17 protein-coding genes are annotated in these 19547 nt (G+C 67.6%); 10 read left to right on the top strand and 7 right to left on the bottom strand.

The genetic code is table 11. The annotated features are described in order from the left end of the window. Positions 1 to 26: 26 nt before the first annotated feature. The 3 genes from cphA (CLU87_RS01770) to CLU87_RS01760 all read left to right on the top strand — a co-directional run bounded on the left by cphA (CLU87_RS01770) (position 27) and on the right by CLU87_RS01760 (position 5406). Positions 27 to 2234, top strand: a complete 2208-nt coding sequence (cphA, locus tag CLU87_RS01770; protein ID WP_056746933.1) for a cyanophycin synthetase — start codon at positions 27 to 29, stop codon at positions 2232 to 2234. Between the two features lie 98 nt (positions 2235 to 2332). Beyond that, positions 2333 to 4912, top strand: a complete 2580-nt coding sequence (cphA, locus tag CLU87_RS01765) for a cyanophycin synthetase (protein WP_099729296.1) — start codon at positions 2333 to 2335, stop codon at positions 4910 to 4912. Further along, positions 4909 to 5406 (top strand): CreA family protein, encoded by a 498-nt coding sequence (locus CLU87_RS01760; RefSeq protein WP_056746935.1) that lies wholly within the window; start codon positions 4909 to 4911, stop codon positions 5404 to 5406. The genes cphA (CLU87_RS01765) and CLU87_RS01760 overlap by 4 nt, the downstream gene beginning before the upstream one ends. A gap of 125 nt (positions 5407 to 5531) precedes the next feature. Here the strand turns inward: CLU87_RS01760 and CLU87_RS01755 are convergent, their stop codons facing one another. The 3 genes from CLU87_RS01755 to CLU87_RS01745 form a co-directional block, all read right to left on the bottom strand. Further along, on the bottom strand, positions 5532 to 6179 hold the full coding sequence (locus CLU87_RS01755) for a DsbA family oxidoreductase (RefSeq protein ID WP_056066442.1): 648 nt from the start codon (positions 6177 to 6179) through the stop codon (positions 5532 to 5534). Positions 6180 to 6702: 523 nt separating this feature from the next. Continuing rightward, complete coding sequence (locus tag CLU87_RS01750; RefSeq protein WP_099729295.1) at positions 6703 to 8211, bottom strand: AMP-binding protein; 1509 nt, start codon at positions 8209 to 8211, stop codon at positions 6703 to 6705. Then, positions 8208 to 9374, bottom strand: coding sequence for an acetyl-CoA acetyltransferase (locus CLU87_RS01745; protein ID WP_099731991.1), 1167 nt, complete (start codon positions 9372 to 9374; stop codon positions 8208 to 8210). The genes CLU87_RS01750 and CLU87_RS01745 overlap by 4 nt, the downstream gene beginning before the upstream one ends. 263 nt (positions 9375 to 9637) lie before the next feature. On the opposite strand from CLU87_RS01745, the gene CLU87_RS01740 reads away from it, so the two are divergent. The 3 genes from CLU87_RS01740 (at position 9638) to CLU87_RS01730 (ending at position 13025) form a co-directional block, all read left to right on the top strand. Then, on the top strand, positions 9638 to 10612 hold the full coding sequence (locus CLU87_RS01740; RefSeq protein ID WP_099729294.1) for a YcjF family protein: 975 nt from the start codon (positions 9638 to 9640) through the stop codon (positions 10610 to 10612). A gap of 203 nt (positions 10613 to 10815) precedes the next feature. Further along, positions 10816 to 12159 carry an SPOR domain-containing protein gene (locus tag CLU87_RS01735; protein ID WP_099729293.1) on the top strand — a complete coding sequence of 448 codons (1344 nt, stop codon included), beginning with the start codon at positions 10816 to 10818 and terminating at the stop codon, positions 12157 to 12159. Positions 12160 to 12272: 113 nt separating this feature from the next. Beyond that, positions 12273 to 13025: an SGNH/GDSL hydrolase family protein gene (locus CLU87_RS01730; RefSeq protein ID WP_099729292.1), complete on the top strand. Its 753-nt coding sequence runs from the start codon at positions 12273 to 12275 to the stop codon at positions 13023 to 13025. A gap of 5 nt (positions 13026 to 13030) precedes the next feature. Here the strand turns inward: CLU87_RS01730 and CLU87_RS01725 are convergent, their stop codons facing one another. Both CLU87_RS01725 and CLU87_RS01720 read right to left on the bottom strand, forming a co-directional pair. Further along, positions 13031 to 13816, bottom strand: coding sequence for an alpha/beta fold hydrolase (locus tag CLU87_RS01725; protein ID WP_099731990.1), 786 nt, complete (start codon positions 13814 to 13816; stop codon positions 13031 to 13033). Position 13817: 1 nt separating this feature from the next. Continuing rightward, complete coding sequence (locus tag CLU87_RS01720; protein ID WP_099729291.1) at positions 13818 to 14822, bottom strand: M14 family zinc carboxypeptidase; 1005 nt, start codon at positions 14820 to 14822, stop codon at positions 13818 to 13820. A gap of 187 nt (positions 14823 to 15009) precedes the next feature. Here CLU87_RS01720 and CLU87_RS23580 point away from each other — a divergent pair, with 187 nt between their 5' ends. From CLU87_RS23580 to CLU87_RS01710, 4 genes are all read left to right on the top strand, one after another. Further along, positions 15010 to 15141, top strand: a complete 132-nt coding sequence (locus CLU87_RS23580) for a hypothetical protein (RefSeq protein WP_255342784.1) — start codon at positions 15010 to 15012, stop codon at positions 15139 to 15141. Further along, positions 15113 to 15274 carry a hypothetical protein gene (locus tag CLU87_RS23300; protein ID WP_167514362.1) on the top strand — a complete coding sequence of 54 codons (162 nt, stop codon included), beginning with the start codon at positions 15113 to 15115 and terminating at the stop codon, positions 15272 to 15274. The genes CLU87_RS23580 and CLU87_RS23300 overlap by 29 nt, the downstream gene beginning before the upstream one ends. 10 nt (positions 15275 to 15284) lie before the next feature. After that, positions 15285 to 15926 carry a hemolysin III family protein gene (locus tag CLU87_RS01715; protein ID WP_099729290.1) on the top strand — a complete coding sequence of 214 codons (642 nt, stop codon included), beginning with the start codon at positions 15285 to 15287 and terminating at the stop codon, positions 15924 to 15926. Between the two features lie 207 nt (positions 15927 to 16133). Next, on the top strand, positions 16134 to 16610 hold the full coding sequence (locus CLU87_RS01710; RefSeq protein ID WP_056066465.1) for an HU family DNA-binding protein: 477 nt from the start codon (positions 16134 to 16136) through the stop codon (positions 16608 to 16610). A 122-nt stretch (positions 16611 to 16732) separates the two neighbouring features. On the opposite strand, the gene CLU87_RS01705 is transcribed toward CLU87_RS01710, so the two are convergent. Both CLU87_RS01705 and CLU87_RS01700 read right to left on the bottom strand, forming a co-directional pair. Then, entirely contained in the window at positions 16733 to 18532 is a 1800-nt protein-coding gene (locus CLU87_RS01705) for a feruloyl-CoA synthase (RefSeq protein ID WP_099729289.1), read from the bottom strand. Positions 18533 to 18580: 48 nt separating this feature from the next. Continuing rightward, positions 18581 to 19546, bottom strand: a complete 966-nt coding sequence (locus CLU87_RS01700) for a 3-hydroxyacyl-CoA dehydrogenase NAD-binding domain-containing protein (RefSeq protein ID WP_099729288.1) — start codon at positions 19544 to 19546, stop codon at positions 18581 to 18583. Position 19547 lies beyond the last annotated feature (1 nt).

Below are 19547 nucleotides of genomic sequence, written 5' to 3'. Positions count from 1 at the left end.
GGCCGGAACCACAACCGCTGCAATCCATGGCGAAACTCAACGACATCCAACTGCTTCGCATCAACTACCTGCGGGGCCCCAATATCTGGACCTACCGGCCGGTCCTGGAAGTCTGGCTGGACCTGGGCGAGCTGGAGGACTATCCCTCCAACACCATCCCCGGCTTCAATGACCGCCTCACGGCCTGGCTGCCAGCGCTGATCGAGCACCACTGCGGCGTGGGCGAGCGCGGCGGCTTCCTGCAGCGCCTGCAGGAAGGCACCTGGTGCGGCCATGTGCTGGAGCACATCGTGATCGAGCTGCTCAATCTGGCAGGCATGCCCACCGGCTTCGGCCAGACGCGCAGCACCAGCCAGCGCGGCGTGTACCGCATGGTGTTCCGCGCCCGCGACGAAAGCGTGGCCCGCGTGGCACTGGCCCAGGGCCATGCACTGATCATGGCGGCCATCAACGACCAGCCTTTTGATGTGCAGGCCGCCGTGGCGCGCGTGCGCACCGAGGTGGACGACCAGTACCTCGGCCCCAGCACCGCCTGCATCGTCACCGCCGCCACCGACCGGGGCATTCCCCACATCCGCCTGAATGACGGCAACCTGGTGCAACTGGGCTATGGCGCCCGCCAGCGCCGCATCTGGACCGCCGAGACCGAGTACACCAGCGCGATTGCTGAAGGCATTGCCAGCGACAAGGATCTGACCAAGGGCCTGCTCAAGTCCTGCGGCGTGCCCATCCCCGAAGGCCAGGTCGTCAACAGCCCCGAGGAAGCCTGGGAGGCCGCGCAAGACATCGGCCTGCCCGTGGTGGTCAAACCCTCCGACGGCAACCACGGCCGGGGCGTGACGCTGGACCTGCGCAAGCAGGAAGACATCGAAGCGGCCTACCACGTGGCCTACCCCGAGGGCAGCGACGTGATGGTGGAGCGCTTCATCCCTGGCGACGAGCACCGCCTGCTGGTGGTGGGCGGCAAGGTGGTCGCCGCAGCACGTGGCGAGTTGGTCACCATCACCGGCAACGGCCGCTCCACCGTCAAGGAACTCATCGACACCCAGCTCAACTCCGACCCGCGCCGGGGTTACGAAGAAGAGTACCCGCTCGAAATCATCGACCTGGCCACCGACACCAAGGTGCAGCTCGAACTCAAGCGCCAGGACCTTGAAGCCGACTCGGTGCCCGCCGCTGGCCGCCAAGTGGTGGTGCAGCGCAATGGCAACGTGGCCGTGGACTGCACGGACGACGTACACCCTGAAGTGGCGTACATCGCCCAGCTTGCCGCCAAGGTGGTGGGCCTGGACATCGCAGGCATCGACATGGTGGCCCGCGATATTTCCAAGCCCCTGCACACCCAGGGCGGCGCGATTGTCGAAGTCAACGCAGGCCCTGGCCTGCTCATGCACCTGAAACCCGCCGTGGGCGCGCCGCGCCCTGTGGGCCAGGCAATTGCCGAGCACCTGTTCCCCTCCGACGCCGATGACGAAGGTCAGGCCGGTCGCATTCCGCTGGTGGGCGTGGCCGGCACGCGCAGCACATCGACCATCTCGCGCGTGGTGGCCTGGCTGCTGCACCTGAGCGGGCACCACACCGGCCTGGCCTGCCGCGAAGGGCTGTTTCTGGATCGTCGCTGCGTGGAGGCCACCGACTGCGCCCACTGGGAAGCCGCCCACCGCCTGCTGATGAACAAGATGGTGCAGGCCGCCGTGATCGAAAGCGACGCCCGCACCATCCTGCGCGACGGCCTGGCGTATGACCGCTGCCAGGTGGGCGTGGTGACCGACATGGACGGCGTGGAAACGCTGGCCGAATTCGATGTGCACGAACAGGACCAGATGACCAAGGTGATGCGCACCCAGGTGGACGTGGTGCTGGCCGAAGGCGCTGCGGTGCTCAATGCCGCCATCGCCCAGGTGGCCGACCTGGCCCCCCTGTCCGACGGCGACGTGGTGCTGTATGCGCAGGACGGCACGCTGCCCGTCATCGCCGAACACCGCGCCAAGGACAATGGCCGCGCCGTCTTCGTGAAGAACGGCCGCGTGGTGCTGGCCACGGGCAGCGCCGAGCATGTGCTGGGCGCCCTGTCTGACCTGACCTTTGGCCGCAACGCCGTGGTGCCAAACACCGACGCCCTGCTGGCCGCCATCGGCACGGCCTGGGCGCTGGACATTGCCCCCGACCTGATCGGCGCAGGCATCAAGACCTTCGAGCCCGAACTGGTCCCCACCGCCGCCCTGCGGTCGTGATGGCCTCTCGTGCATTTGCCTTTGTTTGTTGTTTGACCCCACATCCCACGACCTGAACAGGGCCCCAGCGCTCTGATGGACCACTGAAAGAGACTTCCATGGATGTAACCCGCACCCGGGCCCTGCGCGGCCCCAACCTCTGGAGCCGCCACATGGCCATCGAGGCCGTGGTGACCTGCGCCGAGAACGAGCGCGCCGTGGGCCAGATGGCCGGATTCGAAGCCCGCCTGCGGGCCCTGTTCCCCGCCATCGGCGCACTGCACCCGGAAACCGGTGGCGGCGATGTGTCGCTGGCCCACGTGCTGCAGACCGCAGCACTGGCGTTGCAAGCGCAGGCCGGCTGCCCCGTGACCTTTGCGCGCACCACGGCCACCAGTGATGTCGGTGTGTACCAAGTGGTTGTCGAATACAGCGAAGAAGCCGTGGGCCGCAAGGCGTTTGAAGACGCACAGCAACTCATCCAGGCCGCGCTGGGCAACGGCAGCTTTGACGCCGAAAAGGCCGTCGCCGACCTGCGCGAGCTGGACGAAGACGAGCGCCTGGGCCCCAGCACGGGCTCCATCGTCGAGGCCGCCGTAGCCCGGGGCATCCCCTACCGCCGCCTCACGCGCGGCAGCCTGGTGCAGTTTGGCTGGGGTTCCAAGCAGCGCCGCATTCAGGCAGCCGAGGTCGATTCAACCAGCGCCGTGGCCGAATCCATCGGCCAGGACAAGGACCTGACCAAGCGCCTGCTGCACGCCGCTGGCGTGCCTGTCCCGCTGGGCAAGCCGGTGGAGACTGTGGACGAAGCCTGGGAGGTCGCCCTCAAGGTCGGCCTGCCCGTGGTGGTCAAGCCGCAAGACGGCAACCAGGGCAAGGGCGTCACCGTCAACATCACCGACCGCGCACAGCTTGAAGAAGCCTACAAGAACGCCGCCGACTACGGCACCGTGATGGTCGAGCGCTTCTTGCCCGGCCACGACTTCCGCCTGCTGGTGGTGGGCGACCAGCTGGTGGCCGCCGCCCGCCGCGAGCCGCCCCAGGTGCTGGGCGATGGCGAGCACACCGTGCGCCAGCTGGTGGACGTGGTCAACCAGGACCCCCGCCGTGGCGAAGGCCATGCCACCTCGCTGACCAAGATCCGCCTCGATGACATCGCAGTAGCCCGCCTGGCCATGCAGGGCCTGACGCCCGACTCGGTGCCGGAGAAAGGCCAGCGCGTCATCCTGCGCAACAACGCCAACCTGTCCACCGGCGGCACCGCCACCGATGTGACTGACGACGTGCACCCCGAGGTTGCGGCCCGCGCCGTGGCCGCCGCCCAGATGGTGGGCCTGCACATCTGCGGTGTGGACATGGTGGCCGAGACCGTGCTGCGCCCCCTTGAAGAACAAGGTGGCGGCTTTGTGGAAGTGAACGCCGCCCCCGGCCTGCGCATGCACCTGGCCCCCAGCTACGGCAAGCCCCGCAACGTGGGCCAGGCCATGGTGGACAAACTGTTTGCCCATGGCGACGACGGCCGCATCCCTACCGTGGCCGTCACCGGCACCAACGGCAAGACCACCACCGCCCGCCTGATTGCGCACCTGTTCACCGCCCAGGGCCTGCGCGTGGGCATGACCAACACCGACGGCGTGTACGTGAACGGCCGCCAGATCGACAGTGGCGACTGCAGCGGCCCCAAGAGCGCCCGCAACGTGCTGCTGCACCCCGAGGTGGACGCCGCCGTGTTCGAGACCGCCCGTGGCGGCATCTTGCGCGAAGGCCTGGGCTTTGACCGCTGCCAGGTGGCCGTGGTCACCAACATCGGCGCGGGCGACCACCTGGGCCTGAACTACATCACCACGGTGGAAGACCTGGCCGTGCTCAAGCGCGTGATCGTGCAGAACGTGGCCCCCACGGGCTACGCGGTGCTCAACGCCGCCGACCCCATCGTGGCGGCCATGGCTTCGGCCTGCCCCGGCAAGGTGATCTACTTTGCCAGCGACCGCCACCACCCCGTGATGGTCACGCACCGCGCCCAGGGCCACCGCACCGTCTACGTGGACGGTGACTCCATCGTCGCCTCCGAAGGCTCGTGGCGCGAAACCATCCACCTGCGCGATGTGCCCATCACGCGCAACGGCAAGATCGGTTTTCAGGTCGAGAACGTCATGGCCTCCGTGGCTGCCGCCTGGGGCGTGGGCATGCCCTGGCAGACCATCCGCCGCGGCCTGTCGGGCTTTGTGAACGACAGCGACAACGCCCCCGGCCGCTTCAACATCATGGACTACCGGGGTGCGACGGTGATCGCCGACTACGGCCACAACCCCGACGCCATGCGCGCCCTGGTGCAGGCCGTGGACGCCCTGCCCGGCAAGCGCCGCAGCGTGGTCATCAGCGGCGCGGGCGACCGGCGCGACGAAGACATCCGCGAGCAGACCGTGATCCTGGGCGCCGCGTTTGACGACGTGATCCTGTACCAGGACGCTGCCCAGCGCGGCCGCGCCGACGGCGAAGTGATGGCACTGCTGCGCGAAGGCCTGGCCGGTGCGCCGCGCACCACGCACGTGGAAGAGATCCGTGGCGAGTTCATCGCCATTGACACCGCCCTGGAGCGCCTGCAACCCGGCGACCTGTGCCTGGTGCTGGTGGACCAGGTCGAAGAAGCGCTGGCCCACCTGGCCCAACGCTGCACCGAAGGCGAGACCGCGGCATGACCGCTGCGCACACGTTGGCAACCGCCGCCGTTGTGGCGCTTGCGGCCCTCGCGGGCGGCACAGTGCAGGCCGCATCGGGCGAAAAGATCGGCACCGTGGACACCGCGTTCCAGTGGATCGGCCGCGACCACGACATCATCGTCGAGGCCTATGACGACCCGGGCGTACGGGGCGTCACCTGCTACGTCTCGCGGGCACGCATCGGTGGTGTCAAGGGCACGCTGGGCCTGGCCGAGGACCGCGCCGAGGCCTCCATTGCCTGTCGCCAGGTCGGCCCCATCAGCATTCCCGAGCCACTGAAGAAACAGGAGGAAGTGTTCAGCGAACGCATGTCCATCCTGTTCAAGCGCCTGCGCATCGTGCGCATGGTGGACCCGGCCCGCAACACGCTGGTGTACCTGACCTACTCTGAAAAGCTCATCGACGGCTCCCCCCAGAACAGCGTGACCGCCGTTCCCGTGGACCGCGCCACCGCCATTCCGCTGCGCAAGTGACGGTAGCCCGGTGTGGCCGGGGCATCGCTCAGACATCAAAAAAAGGGGCTCCAGGCCCCTTTTTTGATCGTAGATGCCAGTAGCGCTAGTGCAATATACCTGAGCAGCTATCAAATAAATAGCACCTAGCCCTGCGCGGCAATCTGCCGCAGCGCCTGCTCAAACACCTCCACCGGCTGCCCACCCTGGATCAGGTGGCGCTCGTTGACGATGATCGCGGGCACCGAATGGATGCCGTTTTGCAGATAGAACTGCTCGCGCTCGCGCACTTCGTCGGCGTAGCGGTCTGAGGCGAGCAGCGCACGCGCCTCGGCCACATCCAGACCCACCTCTCCCGCCACACGCACCAGCACCTCGTGGTTGCTCGGGTCCTGCCCGTCGGTGAAATACGCCGTGAACAGCGCCTTCTTCAGCGCGGGCTGCACGCCCTTCTCTTCGGCCCAGTGCAGCAGGCGGTGCGCATCAAAGGTGTTGTAGATGCGGCTGCGCTTGTCCATGCTGAAGGTGAACCCCAGCGCCGCACCGCGCGCCGCGATGGCCTCGCGGTTCTTCTGGCTCTGCTCGGGCGTGGCGCCGTATTTTTCTTGCAGGTGCTCGCCAATGTCCTGACCCGCAGGACCCATCTGCGGGTTCAGCTCGAACGGCTGAAAGTGCAGGTCCAACGCGACCTCGCCCTGCAGCCGGTCCGCCGCCTGCTCCAGCGCCTTGAGGCCGATGATGCACCAGGGGCAGGAGACATCGGAGACGAAATCGATCTTGAGGGTGGTGGTCATGGGAGGGGTGTACTGATGAGAGATGGCGAATAGTAGGACGGGTTTGAAAACCGCGATTGTGATGGGTGTACCGGAAACTCATGCTCGCCTGGACGAGCGCGCTCTTGAGTCCTTCAAGGCCCTGTCGGCATACCTATCGGCAAGCTGTCGCATGGGCTGCTTGACCCAATCTACGCCGAACATCCGGGCTAGATGCCGACAGGAATGCGGTATTGAGGCACGCAGCCCCGCCCGCCACTTTCGCCACGGGTGCAACCCACGCGTCCATGCCTTTACCTACCTATGAAAGTGAGGAGCGCAGGACCTAGCAGAAAGGCTCCAAGCAGCAAGATGACTGGCACGCCAACAGCAAACCAGATCATCAGCCTCGACTCCCTCTTGAAATGATGGTTGACGCTCTTGCTCTTGTCAGAGGAGCTTCCTTCTTCGTTGGAATGATTCGGGTGATTCATGAAGTGCTTTCGCAGTGAATCTTATGACTGCTATCGGCCAAAGCCAATCGGCCCAGCAAGCCGCCACTTGCTCACATACGCCGCAGCTCCGTCTTCAACACCTTCCCATAGCTGTTCTTCGGCAAAGCCTCCACCCACCGGTATTCCTTCGGCCGCTTAAAGCGAGCAATGTGCTCCAGGCACAGCGCATCCAGCACGGCATCGGCCACCGCGCCACCCTCCCCTGCAACCAGGAAGGCCACCACCACCTCGCCCCATTCCGCATCGCGCTGGCCCACCACAGCCACCTCGCGCACCTGCGGGTGAAGCAGCAGCACCTCTTCCACCTCACGCGGGTAGATGTTGCTGCCGCCGGAGATGATCACGTCCTTGGACCGGTCCTTGAGCGTGAGAAAGCCATCGGCATCCAGCGCGCCCATATCGCCGGTGTAGAGCCAGCCGCCCTGCAAGGTCTGCGCGGTGGCGGTGGGGTTGTTCCAGTAGCCGGGCATCACGGTGTCGCCGCGCACCACCACCTCACCCGTTTCGCCGGTGCGCAGGGGCTGGCCCGTGGCATCGACCACACGCACCTCCACCAGCGACTGCGCCACGCCCACCGACACCATGCGCTCGGCCCAGCGCGGGTGGTCGCGGTCGGCCAGCTGGGCGCGCGACAGGGCGGTGATGGTCATGGGGCTTTCGCCCTGGCCGTAGATCTGTGCAAAGCGGTTGCCCATCACGGCCAGGGCGTTGCGCAGGTCGTCGGCGTACATGGGGCCTCCGCCGTAGACGATGGTCTTGAAGCCTGAGACGTCGGCACCCGTGGCACGCACATGGTCCACCAGGCGGTGCACCATGGTGGGGGCTGCAAACAGCGTGAGCTGGCCCACGCTGGCCGCGAGCTGCACCAGTTCGGCCGGCTCGAACCCGCCCGACAGCGGCACCACATGCCGCTCGCCGCGCAGCACCTGGGCGTAGTTGTAAAGCCCCGCCCCGTGCGACATGGGTGCGGCGTAAACCATGGCGTCACCGGGCAGGATGTCGTCCACACCGATGAAGTAGCAGGCCGTCATGGCCAGCAGGTTGCGGTGGGTCTGCATCACACCCTTGGGTCGGCCGGTGGTGCCCGAGGTGTAGAACAGCGAGGCCACGTCATGCGGCGCGCGGTCGCACACGTCCATGGGCGTGTGGGCGACTGCGGCGCGGTATGCGTCGGAGCCAAAGACCAGCACCGCGTCCTGCGGCGCCCCGGCCTCGCGCACGGCGGGTGCCAGCGCTTCAGAGGTCAGCACCATACGCGCGCCAGAGTCGGTCAGCACGTAGGCGAGTTCTTTGGCATGCAGCTTGTAGTTGACCGGCACCGACACCGCCCCTGCCCACAGGATGGCGTGCAGGGCCTCCAGGTATTCGGGCGCATTGGCGGCGTAGATGGCCACGCGGTCGCCCGGGGCCACGCCACAGCGTGTGCGCAGATGGGCGGCCAGCGCGGCGGTGCGGGCAGCCAGCGTGCCGTAGCTCCACAGCACCTGGTCGCCATGCAGCAGCGCGGGCTGGTGGGCGTGCAGCAAGGCGCTGCGGCGCAGCAGGTGGGCGATGTTCATCGGGCGCGCTCCAGAATGCTCACGTAGTTGGCCACGGCCGAGCCGCCCATGTTGAACACGCCCGCCAGGGTGGCACCCGGCACCTGCAGGTCGCCCGCCTCGCCCAAGAGCTGCATGGCCGACACCACATGCATCGACACGCCCGTGGCGCCGATCGGGTGGCCCTTGGCCTTGAGCCCGCCCGACGCGTTGACGGGCAGGCGGCCGCTGCGCAGCACGGTGCCGTCTTCCAGCAGGCGGTGGCCCTGGCCTGCGGGCGCCAGGCCCATGGCCTCGTACGTGAGCAGCTCGGCGATGGTGAAGCAGTCGTGCACCTCGGCCAGCGACAGGTCGTGCACCGCGCACCCTGCCTGCTGCAGCGCCTGCTGCCAGGCGCGCCGGGGCCCTTCAAAGTCCACCACACGGCGGCGCGCCATGGGCAGGTAGTCGTTGACCTGCACCCGCGCCCGCAGGCGCACGGCGCGGGGGAAGTCGCCCACCGCATCATCGGCCGCCAGGACGAGCGCCGCTGCGCCGTCAGACACCAGCGAGCAGTCCGTCTTGCGCAGGGGCGCGGCAATCATCGGGTTGCGGTCGGACACAGTGTTGCAGAACTCAAAGCCCAGGTCCTTGCGCATGTGGGCCCAGGGGTTGAGCGCGCCGTTGGCGTGGTTCTTGGCCGCGATGCGTGCCAGGGTGGCCGAGTGGTCGCCATGCGCGGCAAAGTAATCCTGCGCGATGGAGGCAAAAATGCCCGGAAAGCCACCGGGCGGACTGCCCGCCTCGCCGGAGTAGCCGCAGTCGCCCAGGATGCGCGTGGTCTCGGCGCCGGAGACAGCGGTCATCTTTTCAGCGCCGATGACGAGGGCAACCCGGGCGCGACCGGCTTCGATCGCGTCACACGCGGCATAGAGGGCCGCCGAGCCCGACGCGCAGGCGTTCTCCAGCCGTGTGGCGGGCTTCCACCGCAGGGCGTCGTCGCACTGCAGGGCCAGCGACGAGGCAAACACATCGGGCGTGAAGCCGCCGTTGAGGTTGCCCAGCCACACGCCATCCACCGCTGTGCCGTCGATGCCCGCGTGCTGCAGGGCCTCGCGGCCCGCGCGGGTGATGAGGTCTTCCAGGCCCATGCCGTCCAGCCGTCCAAACGGCAAATGCGCCCAACCCACAATCGCTGCACCCATGTCCATCCTCCGTTGATGCGCGCCACAACGGCGCGATGGCAAGCACTGTAGGCAAGCGATGGCCCTCCGCACAGTCGCCGAACTACCCAAGGGAAAACCCGAAGCCCTGGCGCCCCGCACAGCCCGCGCCATCAATCCCCCACACGCTGTGGCGTTGAAACCGCATTGCCTAGACTGCACCTAAGAACCTGTTCACAAGCCACCGCACAACACACTGCAAGCAGTGTGCAACCCCTCCCACCCCTTTTTTCCGCACGACGACCATGACCCTGGACCAGCAAAAATCCATCCTCACCATCGCCCTTCTGGCCGCGTTTGCCGATGGCAACAAGGACGATGCCGAACGCGAAGAGATCCGCCGCATTGCCCAGTCGCTCGCGGGCGACGGGGGCGTGGCCGACCTGCCGCGCATCTACCAGGACGTGCTGCTGCAGCGCACCAGCGCGCAGGCCGCCGTGCAGGGTCTGAGCGAGCCCATGCACCGCCAACTGGCCTACGAGATGGCTGTGTGCGTGTGTGATGTGGACGGCCGCCAGACCGCGGCGGAGCGCGAGTTTCTGACCCGCCTCAAGGCGGCCCTGCAGCTGGGCGACCCGCAGACGGCAGCGTTTGACCAGCAAGCCGATGCGCTGGTGGACGTGGCCGAAAAGGCCGTGCCGATGGCGGTGCCGGTGGCCACTGCTGCTGCGGCGCCTCTGGCCGCAGCAGTCGGTGCAGGTGGCTCGGACGCAGAGCTGGACCAATCCATCCTGAACTATGCGCTGCTCAATGGCGCGCTGGAGCTGCTGCCGCAGTCATGGGCGTCGATGGCCATCATCCCGCTGCAGGTGAAGATGGTCTACGGCATTGGCAAGGCGCACGGGGTGGAGCTGGACCAGGGCCACATCAAGGAGTTCATTGCTGCTGCCGGCGTGGGCATGACGTCGCAGTATCTGGAGCAGTTTGGTCGCAAGCTGCTGGGCGGCCTGCTGAGCAAGGTGGCGGGCCGCACCATCGGCGGGCTGGGCGGCGCTGCCACAGGCATGGCGTTTTCGTTTGCCACCACCTACGCGCTGGGGCAGGTGGCCAAGCGCTATTACGCCGGTGGCCGGGTCATGAGCACGGCCATGCTGCGCGAGACCTTTCAGGGCCTGCTCACGCCCGCCAAGCAGCTGCAAACGCAGTACTTGCCACAAATTCAGCAGAAGGCAGCGACGCTGGACGCGGGCCAGATCATGGCCCTGGTACGGGGCAAATAGCGAACGCTATCTAATTGATAGCTGCTTGCAAATATTCGACTAGCGCTTGCAGCCGATTTGACTCAAAACCCGTCCCACAGGCACGCAGTGGCCTGCTCGGACGCCCCGCAGCGCGCCACCACGCTGCGCGCACCCGTTGCCGCCGCGCAGCACCTTGCGATTCGGCAGGTAATACACCGCCCGGTGCATGACAGAATCCGACCATGCTCGACCACACGGATCCTGTCGCCTCCATCATCCCGGCCATGTCGCTCGATTCGCCGTCCGACAATGCCATGGCGGCCATGTCGCGGCTGGCCCTGGGGCCCGTGAACACGGACTACTACCTGAAGGTGTTCGAGCGCTTTGACGACACGGGCCGCACGACCACTACCTGGAACTGGGCCGCCTGCCTGTGCACCCTGAACTGGATGCTGTTTCGCCAGCTGTGGGGTGCCGCGCTGGTCTATGTGGCGGCAGCCGAGGGGCTGGCACTGATCGTGTTTGGCGTGGGCCGTTCGTTTTTGCACTGGCCCGTGGGCATCGAACTCGGGGTGCTGGGCGCCTTTGCGGTGCTGGCCTTTGCCGTGCCGGGGCTGTACGGCAACGCCATCCTGTACGCCGACATCCGCAAGCGCATTGCGCGCGCGCTGGCCGCGTCGCGCACCGTGCCGGAAGCCTGCGCGCTGCTCGAAAAGCAGGCCAGCTCGCGCAAGCGGCTGCAGGTGCTGGTGCTGGCAAACGTGGTGCTGGGCCTGGCCGCACTGATCGCCTACCTGGCGCTGTCGCCGTCGGACGTGAAGCCCCTGGCGCTGGAACCCGCCGTCACGGTGGCGCAGGCCACGGCAGCGGCCCAGGCGGCATCTGCCACCAAGCCCGTGGGTGCCTTGCCGGTGCCGGAGGCCGAAGGGGCACCCACGCCGCCAACGCCAGCCCCTGAAGTGGCAACAGAACCACCGCCAGCGCCCACACCCGCGCCCCAGGCTCCTGCTGCAGCAGCAGCCCCCAAGCCTGCGCTTGCGCCTGCACCTGTGGCGTCGGCACCTTTGGCTGTCGCGCCCGCTCCTGCCGCCACTGCCGTTCAAAAATCGGCCGAGCCTCCAGCTCCAGCACTGTCCGCATCGGCCACGGCCGCCCCCCCAGCCGCCAAAGCGTCCACACCCAAGCCAGCCACGCCAGCCGCATCGACCCGCGCACCGACGCCTGCGGCCAGCGCCACCGCTACCGCCCCTGCACGCCGTGATGCCGCCAGCCGCGCAGCAGCCCCCACCAAGCCCAAGACACCGGCGGCAGCAGCGTCCTCCACCGCCGACACCGCGCTGCCCACGGTGGGCACTGCCCCGGGCTACTACATCAACGTGGGCCTGTTCGCCGAAGAAGCCAACGCCCGCAAGACGCAGGCGCGCTTGCTCAACGAAGGCCTGCCCGCGTTTCGCCAGGAGCTGAACAATTCCAAGGGTCGCCGCATCCGCGTGCGGGTGGGGCCTTACGCCACCCGCGCCCAGGCCGATGCCGCAGCCGAGGCGATCCGGGCGATGGCGCTGGACGCCGTCGTCTTCAAGCAGTAGCCCCCCTGGACGCGGGGCGTAGCACTGTCCTACGCACGTGAATGCCCGACGCCGACGCAGGGTCGCCGAGTCTGCAGGTACGCTGAGCCCAGACAACTTTGGGCGTATGCACCATGACGCGAAAGACCTCCCCGCACCACAACGCCACCCGCCGGTGGGCCACCCTGGCCGCGGTGGCTGCGGGCGCACTGCTGCTGACGGGCTGTGCCCCTTGGCGCATGTGGGCGGCCGCCGACCTGGCCCGCGACGCACGCCCCTACACCGCTCAGCCCCCGCAGCCGACGCGGCGTGTGCTGGTGGTGGGAGACAGCACCGCCGTGGGCACTGGTGCCAGCACCGCAGCAGACAGCCTGCCGGGGCGCATCGGCCAGGACCATCCCCAATGGCGCATCGACAACCTGGCGGCCAACGGCGCCAAATTTGGCGATGTGGTGCAGCAACTGGAGCGCGCTGGCGGCGGCTACGACCTGGTGCTGGTGCTGGCGGGAGGCAACGATGTGATCCGCTTCACGTCTGAAGACACGCTGCGCGACCAGGTACAGCAGGCCGTGGCGCTCGCGCGCCGCAAGGGGCAGCAGGTGGTGCTGATGCCTTGTGGCAACGTGGGCCACGCGCCCTTTTTTGTGCCGCCCCTGTCATGGGCCATGTCGCGCCGGTCCGAGGCACTGCATGCGCTGGCGCGGGAGGCAGCCAGCGCGCAGCAGGTGCACTACGTGCGCTTGCTCAAGCCGCGCGACCAGGACCCGTTCGTGACCCGCAGTCAGGAGCTGAACGCCGCCGACGGCCTGCACCCCAGCAGCGCGGGCTATGCGGAGTGGTACCGCGAGCTGGTGGCACAGGGTGCGTTGAGCAGTCTCACGCCGTAGCCCCGTTACCCGTCCGTTGACTCGCTACGGGACAGCCACTGCAGCACGGCATCGATGACCCACTGCGGGTCATCCAGCGGCAGGTCGTGTCCCGCCCACGGATGCGACTGCAGCGGCAGCCCCCAGGCCTGCGCAATGGCCTGCGAGCATTGGCGGGACACCAGGTGGTCTTTCAGGCTGCCCAGCAGCAGCACACGGTCCACGGGTGCGGCTGCCGGCGCGCGGTACCGCGCGGCCGCCACCAGCTGGCGCAGGGCATTGCGAGCCGACACCGGCCGTTGCCTGCGCACCGCGGCCCACTGCGCCGACACGCCGGTGGCAGCGGATGGCACGCTGCGGCTGGTGATCTGCCACACCACCTGCTCCGCAGCTTCCGCAGATCGCCACCGCCAGGCCAGCCGCAGCAGCGGTGCGATGTTGTGCAGCTGCAGGCGGTGCCAGAACGGGCTGAACGGGCGCAGGCTGGTGTTGATGAGCACGCAGCCCGCCACCTCGTGGGGCGCCACGCGCGCCCATTCGGTGGCCACCATCGCCCCCAGCGACATGGCCAGCAGGTGGTAGGGCGGCGCCACGGCACGCTGCGCCAGCTCTGCACGGCAGGCCTGCACCATGCCCTGCACCGACAGGGGCGACACCAGGCCATGGAACTCGCCATTGCCCGGCAGGTCCAGCGCCAGCACCTGGTCGCCCGGCACCGCTTGCGCAAAGCGCTCGCCAAAGGCGCCCCAGTGCGCGGCCTCGCGCGTCAGACCGCGCAGCAAGATCCATTGGCGTGGTGGGCGCACTGGCATCTCAGTACCACGCAGCCAGGGCATCTGCCCGGCGCTGCGCACGCTGATCGGGCGCTGGCACCCAGCGTGCGTGGCTGCAGGCCGCGCGCGACAGAAAGTCCAGCAGCGAGAGGTGCCGCCGCAGCACCCGCTGCTGGCGGTGGTTGATGAGCGGATTGAAGATGCCGTTGCGCGAGAACAGCTGGCGCGGATTCTTCTTGATCCACAGCCAAGAGCCCATCTCCAGCGTGAGCGGCAAGAAGGTGTGCGCGGGCACATCGCGGCAGGCCTGCAGGTACAGGTGGTCCCACAGGTCGCCATGGGCCAGGTACTGCGCGCTCTGCGGCTCGATGATGTACTGGTGGTTGCTGTGCGCCTGCAGAAAGATGTCTTGCAGCGCATGCAGCTCGGCCAGGTGCGGAATGGGCCGGCGGGTGTGGGCAAACGGGAACCACAGCCGGTCCTTCACCCCAAAGCCCGAGTGGCAGTCCAGCGCAATGCTGAAGGGCCGCGCCAGCAGCTGCTGCGCCACCACGTCGCACAGCGCCTGGCTCTCGGCCTCCATGGGCTCGCCCAGCCTGCCCCGGTACCAGGGCAGGCCCGCGCTCACGCGCTGCCCGCCAATGCCCCAGGGCACCGGGTCCACCGCGTCGACGGGCGCATTGCGCATCAGGTCCACCCCGCGCGGATTGGCGCGCGTGGCAGACCACATGCCGCCGGGGTTGACGATGGGCATGAAGACCAGGCGCACACGCTCCAGCTGCTGGTGCAAGGTAGTGTCCCACTGCAGCCGCATGACCACGTTTTGCAGGTAGGCAATGACCACCTCGGCACCAATGCGCTCCAGCCCATGCACGCCGCCAAAGAATCCGACGGCGGGCACGTCCAGCGCCGGGTTGCCCAACCCAATGGCATAGATGGGAAATTGCGTGCCCGATGCCACAGACACCTGCTGGACGACCTGCACCTGCAGATGGGGCGCCCCCAGGTCCAGGATTTTTTCCAGCGCCACAAGCTCGGGCAGCATGTTCAAAGGGTGGAGTAAGTCGGTGTTTACGGCGCGCCAGACCGCGTGCCAGGCAGTGAGGATAGCGCCCGGGGCCCAGCACGAACAGCGCTGCGGCCAACCTGTGGGGTTTGCGCGAACCGACGCGAAACCGTCACACAAGGGCGCTACCTTGCCTGCAGTCACCACCCTTTGGAAGAGGCGCAACATGCTCTGGAAATTGTTCGGACTGCAGCGGCTGCTCGATGAGCTGTTCGATGAACGCGGGTGGCTGAGCCTGGACCTGCCCCGCACCACCGGCTGGGACCACGATGATGTACCCGCCATCGCGCAAGACTGAGGCCTACCGCTGGGCCATGGGCTGGGCGATGCTGGCCTGTGCACTGGCCTGGGGCGTGGTGGAGTTCCTGGCCCTGCAGCGCGCGCGCTGGCAGCTGTGGCGCGAGCGGCTGCACACGCCTGCCCATCACTAGCAAGATCGCCATGAGCGACCGGCCGCAGGACCTGCACGAAGAGGTGGCCAACAGTGCGCTGCACGGTGCTGCGCTGGTGGGCGCCTGCCTTGCCGTGCCACAACTGCTGCAATCAGCCCCCGCCGCGCATCCCGCAGCAATAGGGGGTGTGCTGGTGTTTGTGGCCACCATGGCGCTGCTGTATGGCGCGTCCACCCTGTACCACGCGCTACCGCCGGGGCGGGCCAAGCAATGGGCGCTGCGGCTGGACCATGCGGCGATCCACCTGTTCATTGCGGGCAGCTTCACCCCGTTTGCGTTGAGTGCACCGGGCCACACGCACCATGTCACCGCCCTGGCCCTCGTCTGGCTCGCGGCCCTGGCGGGCTGCTGGCTGCAGCTGAGCACAAGGCGCACGGCGCCCTGGCTGTCCACGGCCTTGTATGTGGCGATGGGCTGGGTGGCGCTGCTGGCGGCGTTGCCCCTGATGGCCCATGTGCCCGCCGTGAGTGCGGCCTGGCTGGTCATCGGCGGGGCCGCGTACACGGCCGGTGTGGTGTTTTTTGTGATGGACGCCGTGGTGCGCTACGCCCACGCCGTGTGGCATGGCTGTGTCATCGCAGGCACGGGCTGTCACGTGATCGCGGTGCTGGGCCTGCAGGCGGCAGCTTAGCCACGCAGACAACAACGGGGCGCAAAGCGCGCTCGTGCAACGACCTCGCGGGCCCTGCGCAAGCCGTTGGCACAGCACCCATGCGACGGCTGCAAACACCTGCGGCACGCAGGCCCTATCGCGTCTGGCGTTATCGCACCTAAAATCACGCAGGTCCTCGCCCGCAGAGGCAGGGCCCATCGTCATTCCAATCAACGAAAAAACATCATGGCAACTGCAAAGAAAACTCCCGCTCCCGCAAAGAAGGTGGCCGTCAAGGCCGCAGCACCCGCCGCCAAGAAGGCAGCACCTGCAGCCAAAAAGGCGGCTCCAGCCGCCAAGAAAGCAGCCGCTCCCGCCGCCAAGCCCGTGGCCGCTGCTGCCGCCCTGAAGCCCATCAAGGCTGCGTTCAACAAGACCACGCTGGTCGCCCATCTGGCCGAACAGTCGGGTGTGGAGCCCAAGGCCGCCAAGGCCGTGCTGGCTGCGCTGGAAGCCGCCATCCTGGGCTCGGTGCACAAGAAGGGCTCTGGCGAGTTCACGCTGCCTGGCGTGCTCAAGATCGGCCTGCAGCAAGTGCCTGCCAAGAAAAAGCGTTTTGGCAAGGACCCGTTCACGGGTGAAGAGCGCTGGTTCCCCGCCAAGCCCGCCTCGGTCAAGATCAAGACCCGCGCCCTGAAGAAGCTCAAGGACGCAACCGCCTGATGCACCCAGCGCCGCAAGGCGCCTGCTTCAGCACCGGGGGCCGCGAGGCCCCTTTTTGCTTTTGGGGGAACCCGCAAGGGTGCGCGACGACGCCTCCCCTACACGCCCTGGGCCCCGCGCAATCAGGCCCTGATGACCCCTGGCACTGCAGGATGGGCGTACAACGCCTGCACCGCCGCCGCGCGGCGTGACAGCACCGCCCCCTGGTTGATGTAGCCCTTGTCAGTGATCTCCCCGGCGTCTGCATCAGGCGCCATGTCCATCACCATGGCCCGTGTGGGGCATTGCGAAGACCCAGCGCCCGCATCGCGGCGCGCGCGCATCACAGCCTGCAATGCCTGCTCCAGCCGCACAGCGTCGGCCGCACCGGCCGCAGACGGAAACACCAGCATGCCCACCTCATCGCGGTCATGCCCGGTGAGCACGATGTCCTGGACCAGCGGCGCCAGTTGCGACACCAACTCCACCCGCAACGTGCCCACCGACACCCAGCTGCCGCTGGACAGCTTGAAATCCTCCGCCACGCGCCCGTTGAAGACCACGCCTTTGTCTGGCTGCTCCGCGTCCACCAGATAGCCCGCGTCGCCGATGCGGTAGAACCCCTCGTGATCGAACGCGGCCGCCGTTTCGCGCGGCGCATTGCGGTAGCCCGCAAACACCGACACGCCACGAACCCGCATCTCCAGCTTGCTGCCGTTGGGCACCAGCTTCAGCTCCAGCCCTGGCAAGGGTGCACCAATACAGCCCGCGCCTTCAAGGTGCCAGTGCGCGGTGGTGACGGCCGGCGCTGTCTCTGTGGATCCCCACGATGTCGTGAGCCACAGCGGCTGCTCGGGGCGCACGCGCCGGGCAACGGCCTGCAGGCGCTGCCAGGTCGATGGAGCCAGCGCCGCTGCCGCATAGAAGGCCAGCCGCATGCGCGCCAGCACATCGGCGGCCAGGCCGTCGTCGGCCTCCAGAAACGGCAGCAGCATGTCAAAGCCCCGGGGCACATTGAACAGCATGGTGGGCTGCACCTCACGCAGGTTGCGCACCGTCTTGTCGATGAGCCCCGGCATCGGCCGCCCCTCGTCGATGTAGAGCGTGCCGCCGTGGCACAGCACCATGTTGAGGTTGTGGTTGCCGCCAAAGGTATGGCTCCAGGGCAGCCAGTCCACCAGCATCGGCTTCTCGTGCTCCAGAAAGCGCCACGCCTGGGCCATCATCTGCTGGTTGGCGCAGAGCATGCGGTGGGTGTTGATGACCACCTTGGGCCGACCGGTGGAGCCGGAGGTGAGCAGGTATTTGGCATGGTCATCGGGCAGCAGCGCCTGCATGGCCTGCTGCACCTGGGGCGTTTCCTGCCCAGCGAGCAGATGCTCCCAGGGCAGCGCACCCGGACACGTGGAGGCGTTGCGGCTGAACACACGCACGGCATCGCTATCCCAGCCGTGCAGGGCTGCCGCATAGACGCTGGCATCGGACGCATAGACCAGGCTGGGCTCCAGCACCGACAGCATGCTGTGCAGGCGGCTGGGGTCCTGGGAGCGCGCATACGCGCTCGACAGCGAACAGGGGGTGATGCCCACATGCATGGCCGCCAGCATGAGCACCGCATGGTCCACCGCGTTGTCGGACAGGATGGCAATGGGCCGCCCGGCTGGTAACCGCAGGTCCAGCAGCGACTGGGCCACAGCACCCACCTGGCGGCGCAGCTGGGCATAGGTCAGGCTGCGCCAGCCTTCTGCACCGTCGCCCCGCTCGGCCAGCGCCAGGGTATCTGGCGTCTCTCGCGCCCAGCGTTCGAGCCATTCCCCTACGCAGCGGGCATAAGGTTGCAGCGCCATGGGAGAGCGCAGCGTGAAAGAACCATCGTCAAACTGGGTGCGCACAGCGCGCGCAGGGGCAATCTGGCGCTCGTCATCAAGAAAGGCTGGGTACATGGTGGGTTCTCGGGAACGATGGAGGTTCAAAACAGGGAACGCTGTGCCTCAGGTGTGCAGATCGGGATCGGGCTTGTTCAACAAGCCGGACGCCTGCTTGGCGCGCAGCAACTCAATGAGCAAGGCATCCCGCGCACGGGCCAGATCGCTGGCTTGGCGCGTGCCTAGTGCTTGTGCGACCCCATCGGTCACCTGGCGCTGCAAGGCTTCGGTCATGGACGGAGTGCCCAGGTCCTGCCACCAGCTTTCGATGGGACCGCCCAGGTGGGCCAGCAGGTGGGCTATGCCACCTTCGCCACCCGACAGGTGCAGGTTCATGAACGGCCCCATCAGCGCCCACCGCAAGCCGGGGCCCTGGGAGATGGCTGTGTCGATGTCTTCCACAGTGGCTACGCCCTGGTCCACCAGATGAAAGGCCTCGCGCCAGAGCGCCGCCTGCAGGCGGTTGGCAATGTGCCCCTTGATCTCACGCCGCACCTGGATGGGACGCTTGCCAATGCGGGTGTAGAACGCCATGGCATCGGCCACCGCCTGGGGCGTGGTGCGCTCGCCGCCGCCCACTTCGACCAGCGGGATCATGTGCGGCGGATTGAACGGGTGGCCCAGCACCACGCGCCCGGGGTGCGTGCAATCCTTCTGCATATCCGTCACCGCCAGCCCCGAAGAACTGGAGGCCAGCACCACATGCGCCGGGGTCGCTGCATCCATGCGGCGGAACAGGTCCACCTTGAAGTCGAGTCGCTCGGGCCCGTTCTCCTGGACAAAGTCGGCCTGCGTCAGAGCATCTTCCAGCCGCACATGAAAGTGCAGGCGCTCCTGTCTTGCCCCCGAGGTCAGCCCCTGCTGCGCCAGCGCCACCCAATGCGCGGCGACGGCGTCCCGCAGTCGCTGCTCGGCCCCTGGCGACGGGTCGGTGGCATGCACGTCCAAACCCCGTGCCAGAAAGTACGCGGCCCAGCTCGCGCCAATGGTGCCGGTGGCCACGACAGCCACGCGCTTCACGGTGTGTGCCATG

Origin of the sequence: Acidovorax sp. 59, assembly GCF_002754175.1 — a bacterium.
In the GTDB taxonomy this organism is placed as follows: Bacteria; Pseudomonadota; Gammaproteobacteria; order Burkholderiales; family Burkholderiaceae_C; genus Acidovorax; species Acidovorax delafieldii.
This window is presented reverse-complemented; position numbering and strand designations above follow the sequence as displayed.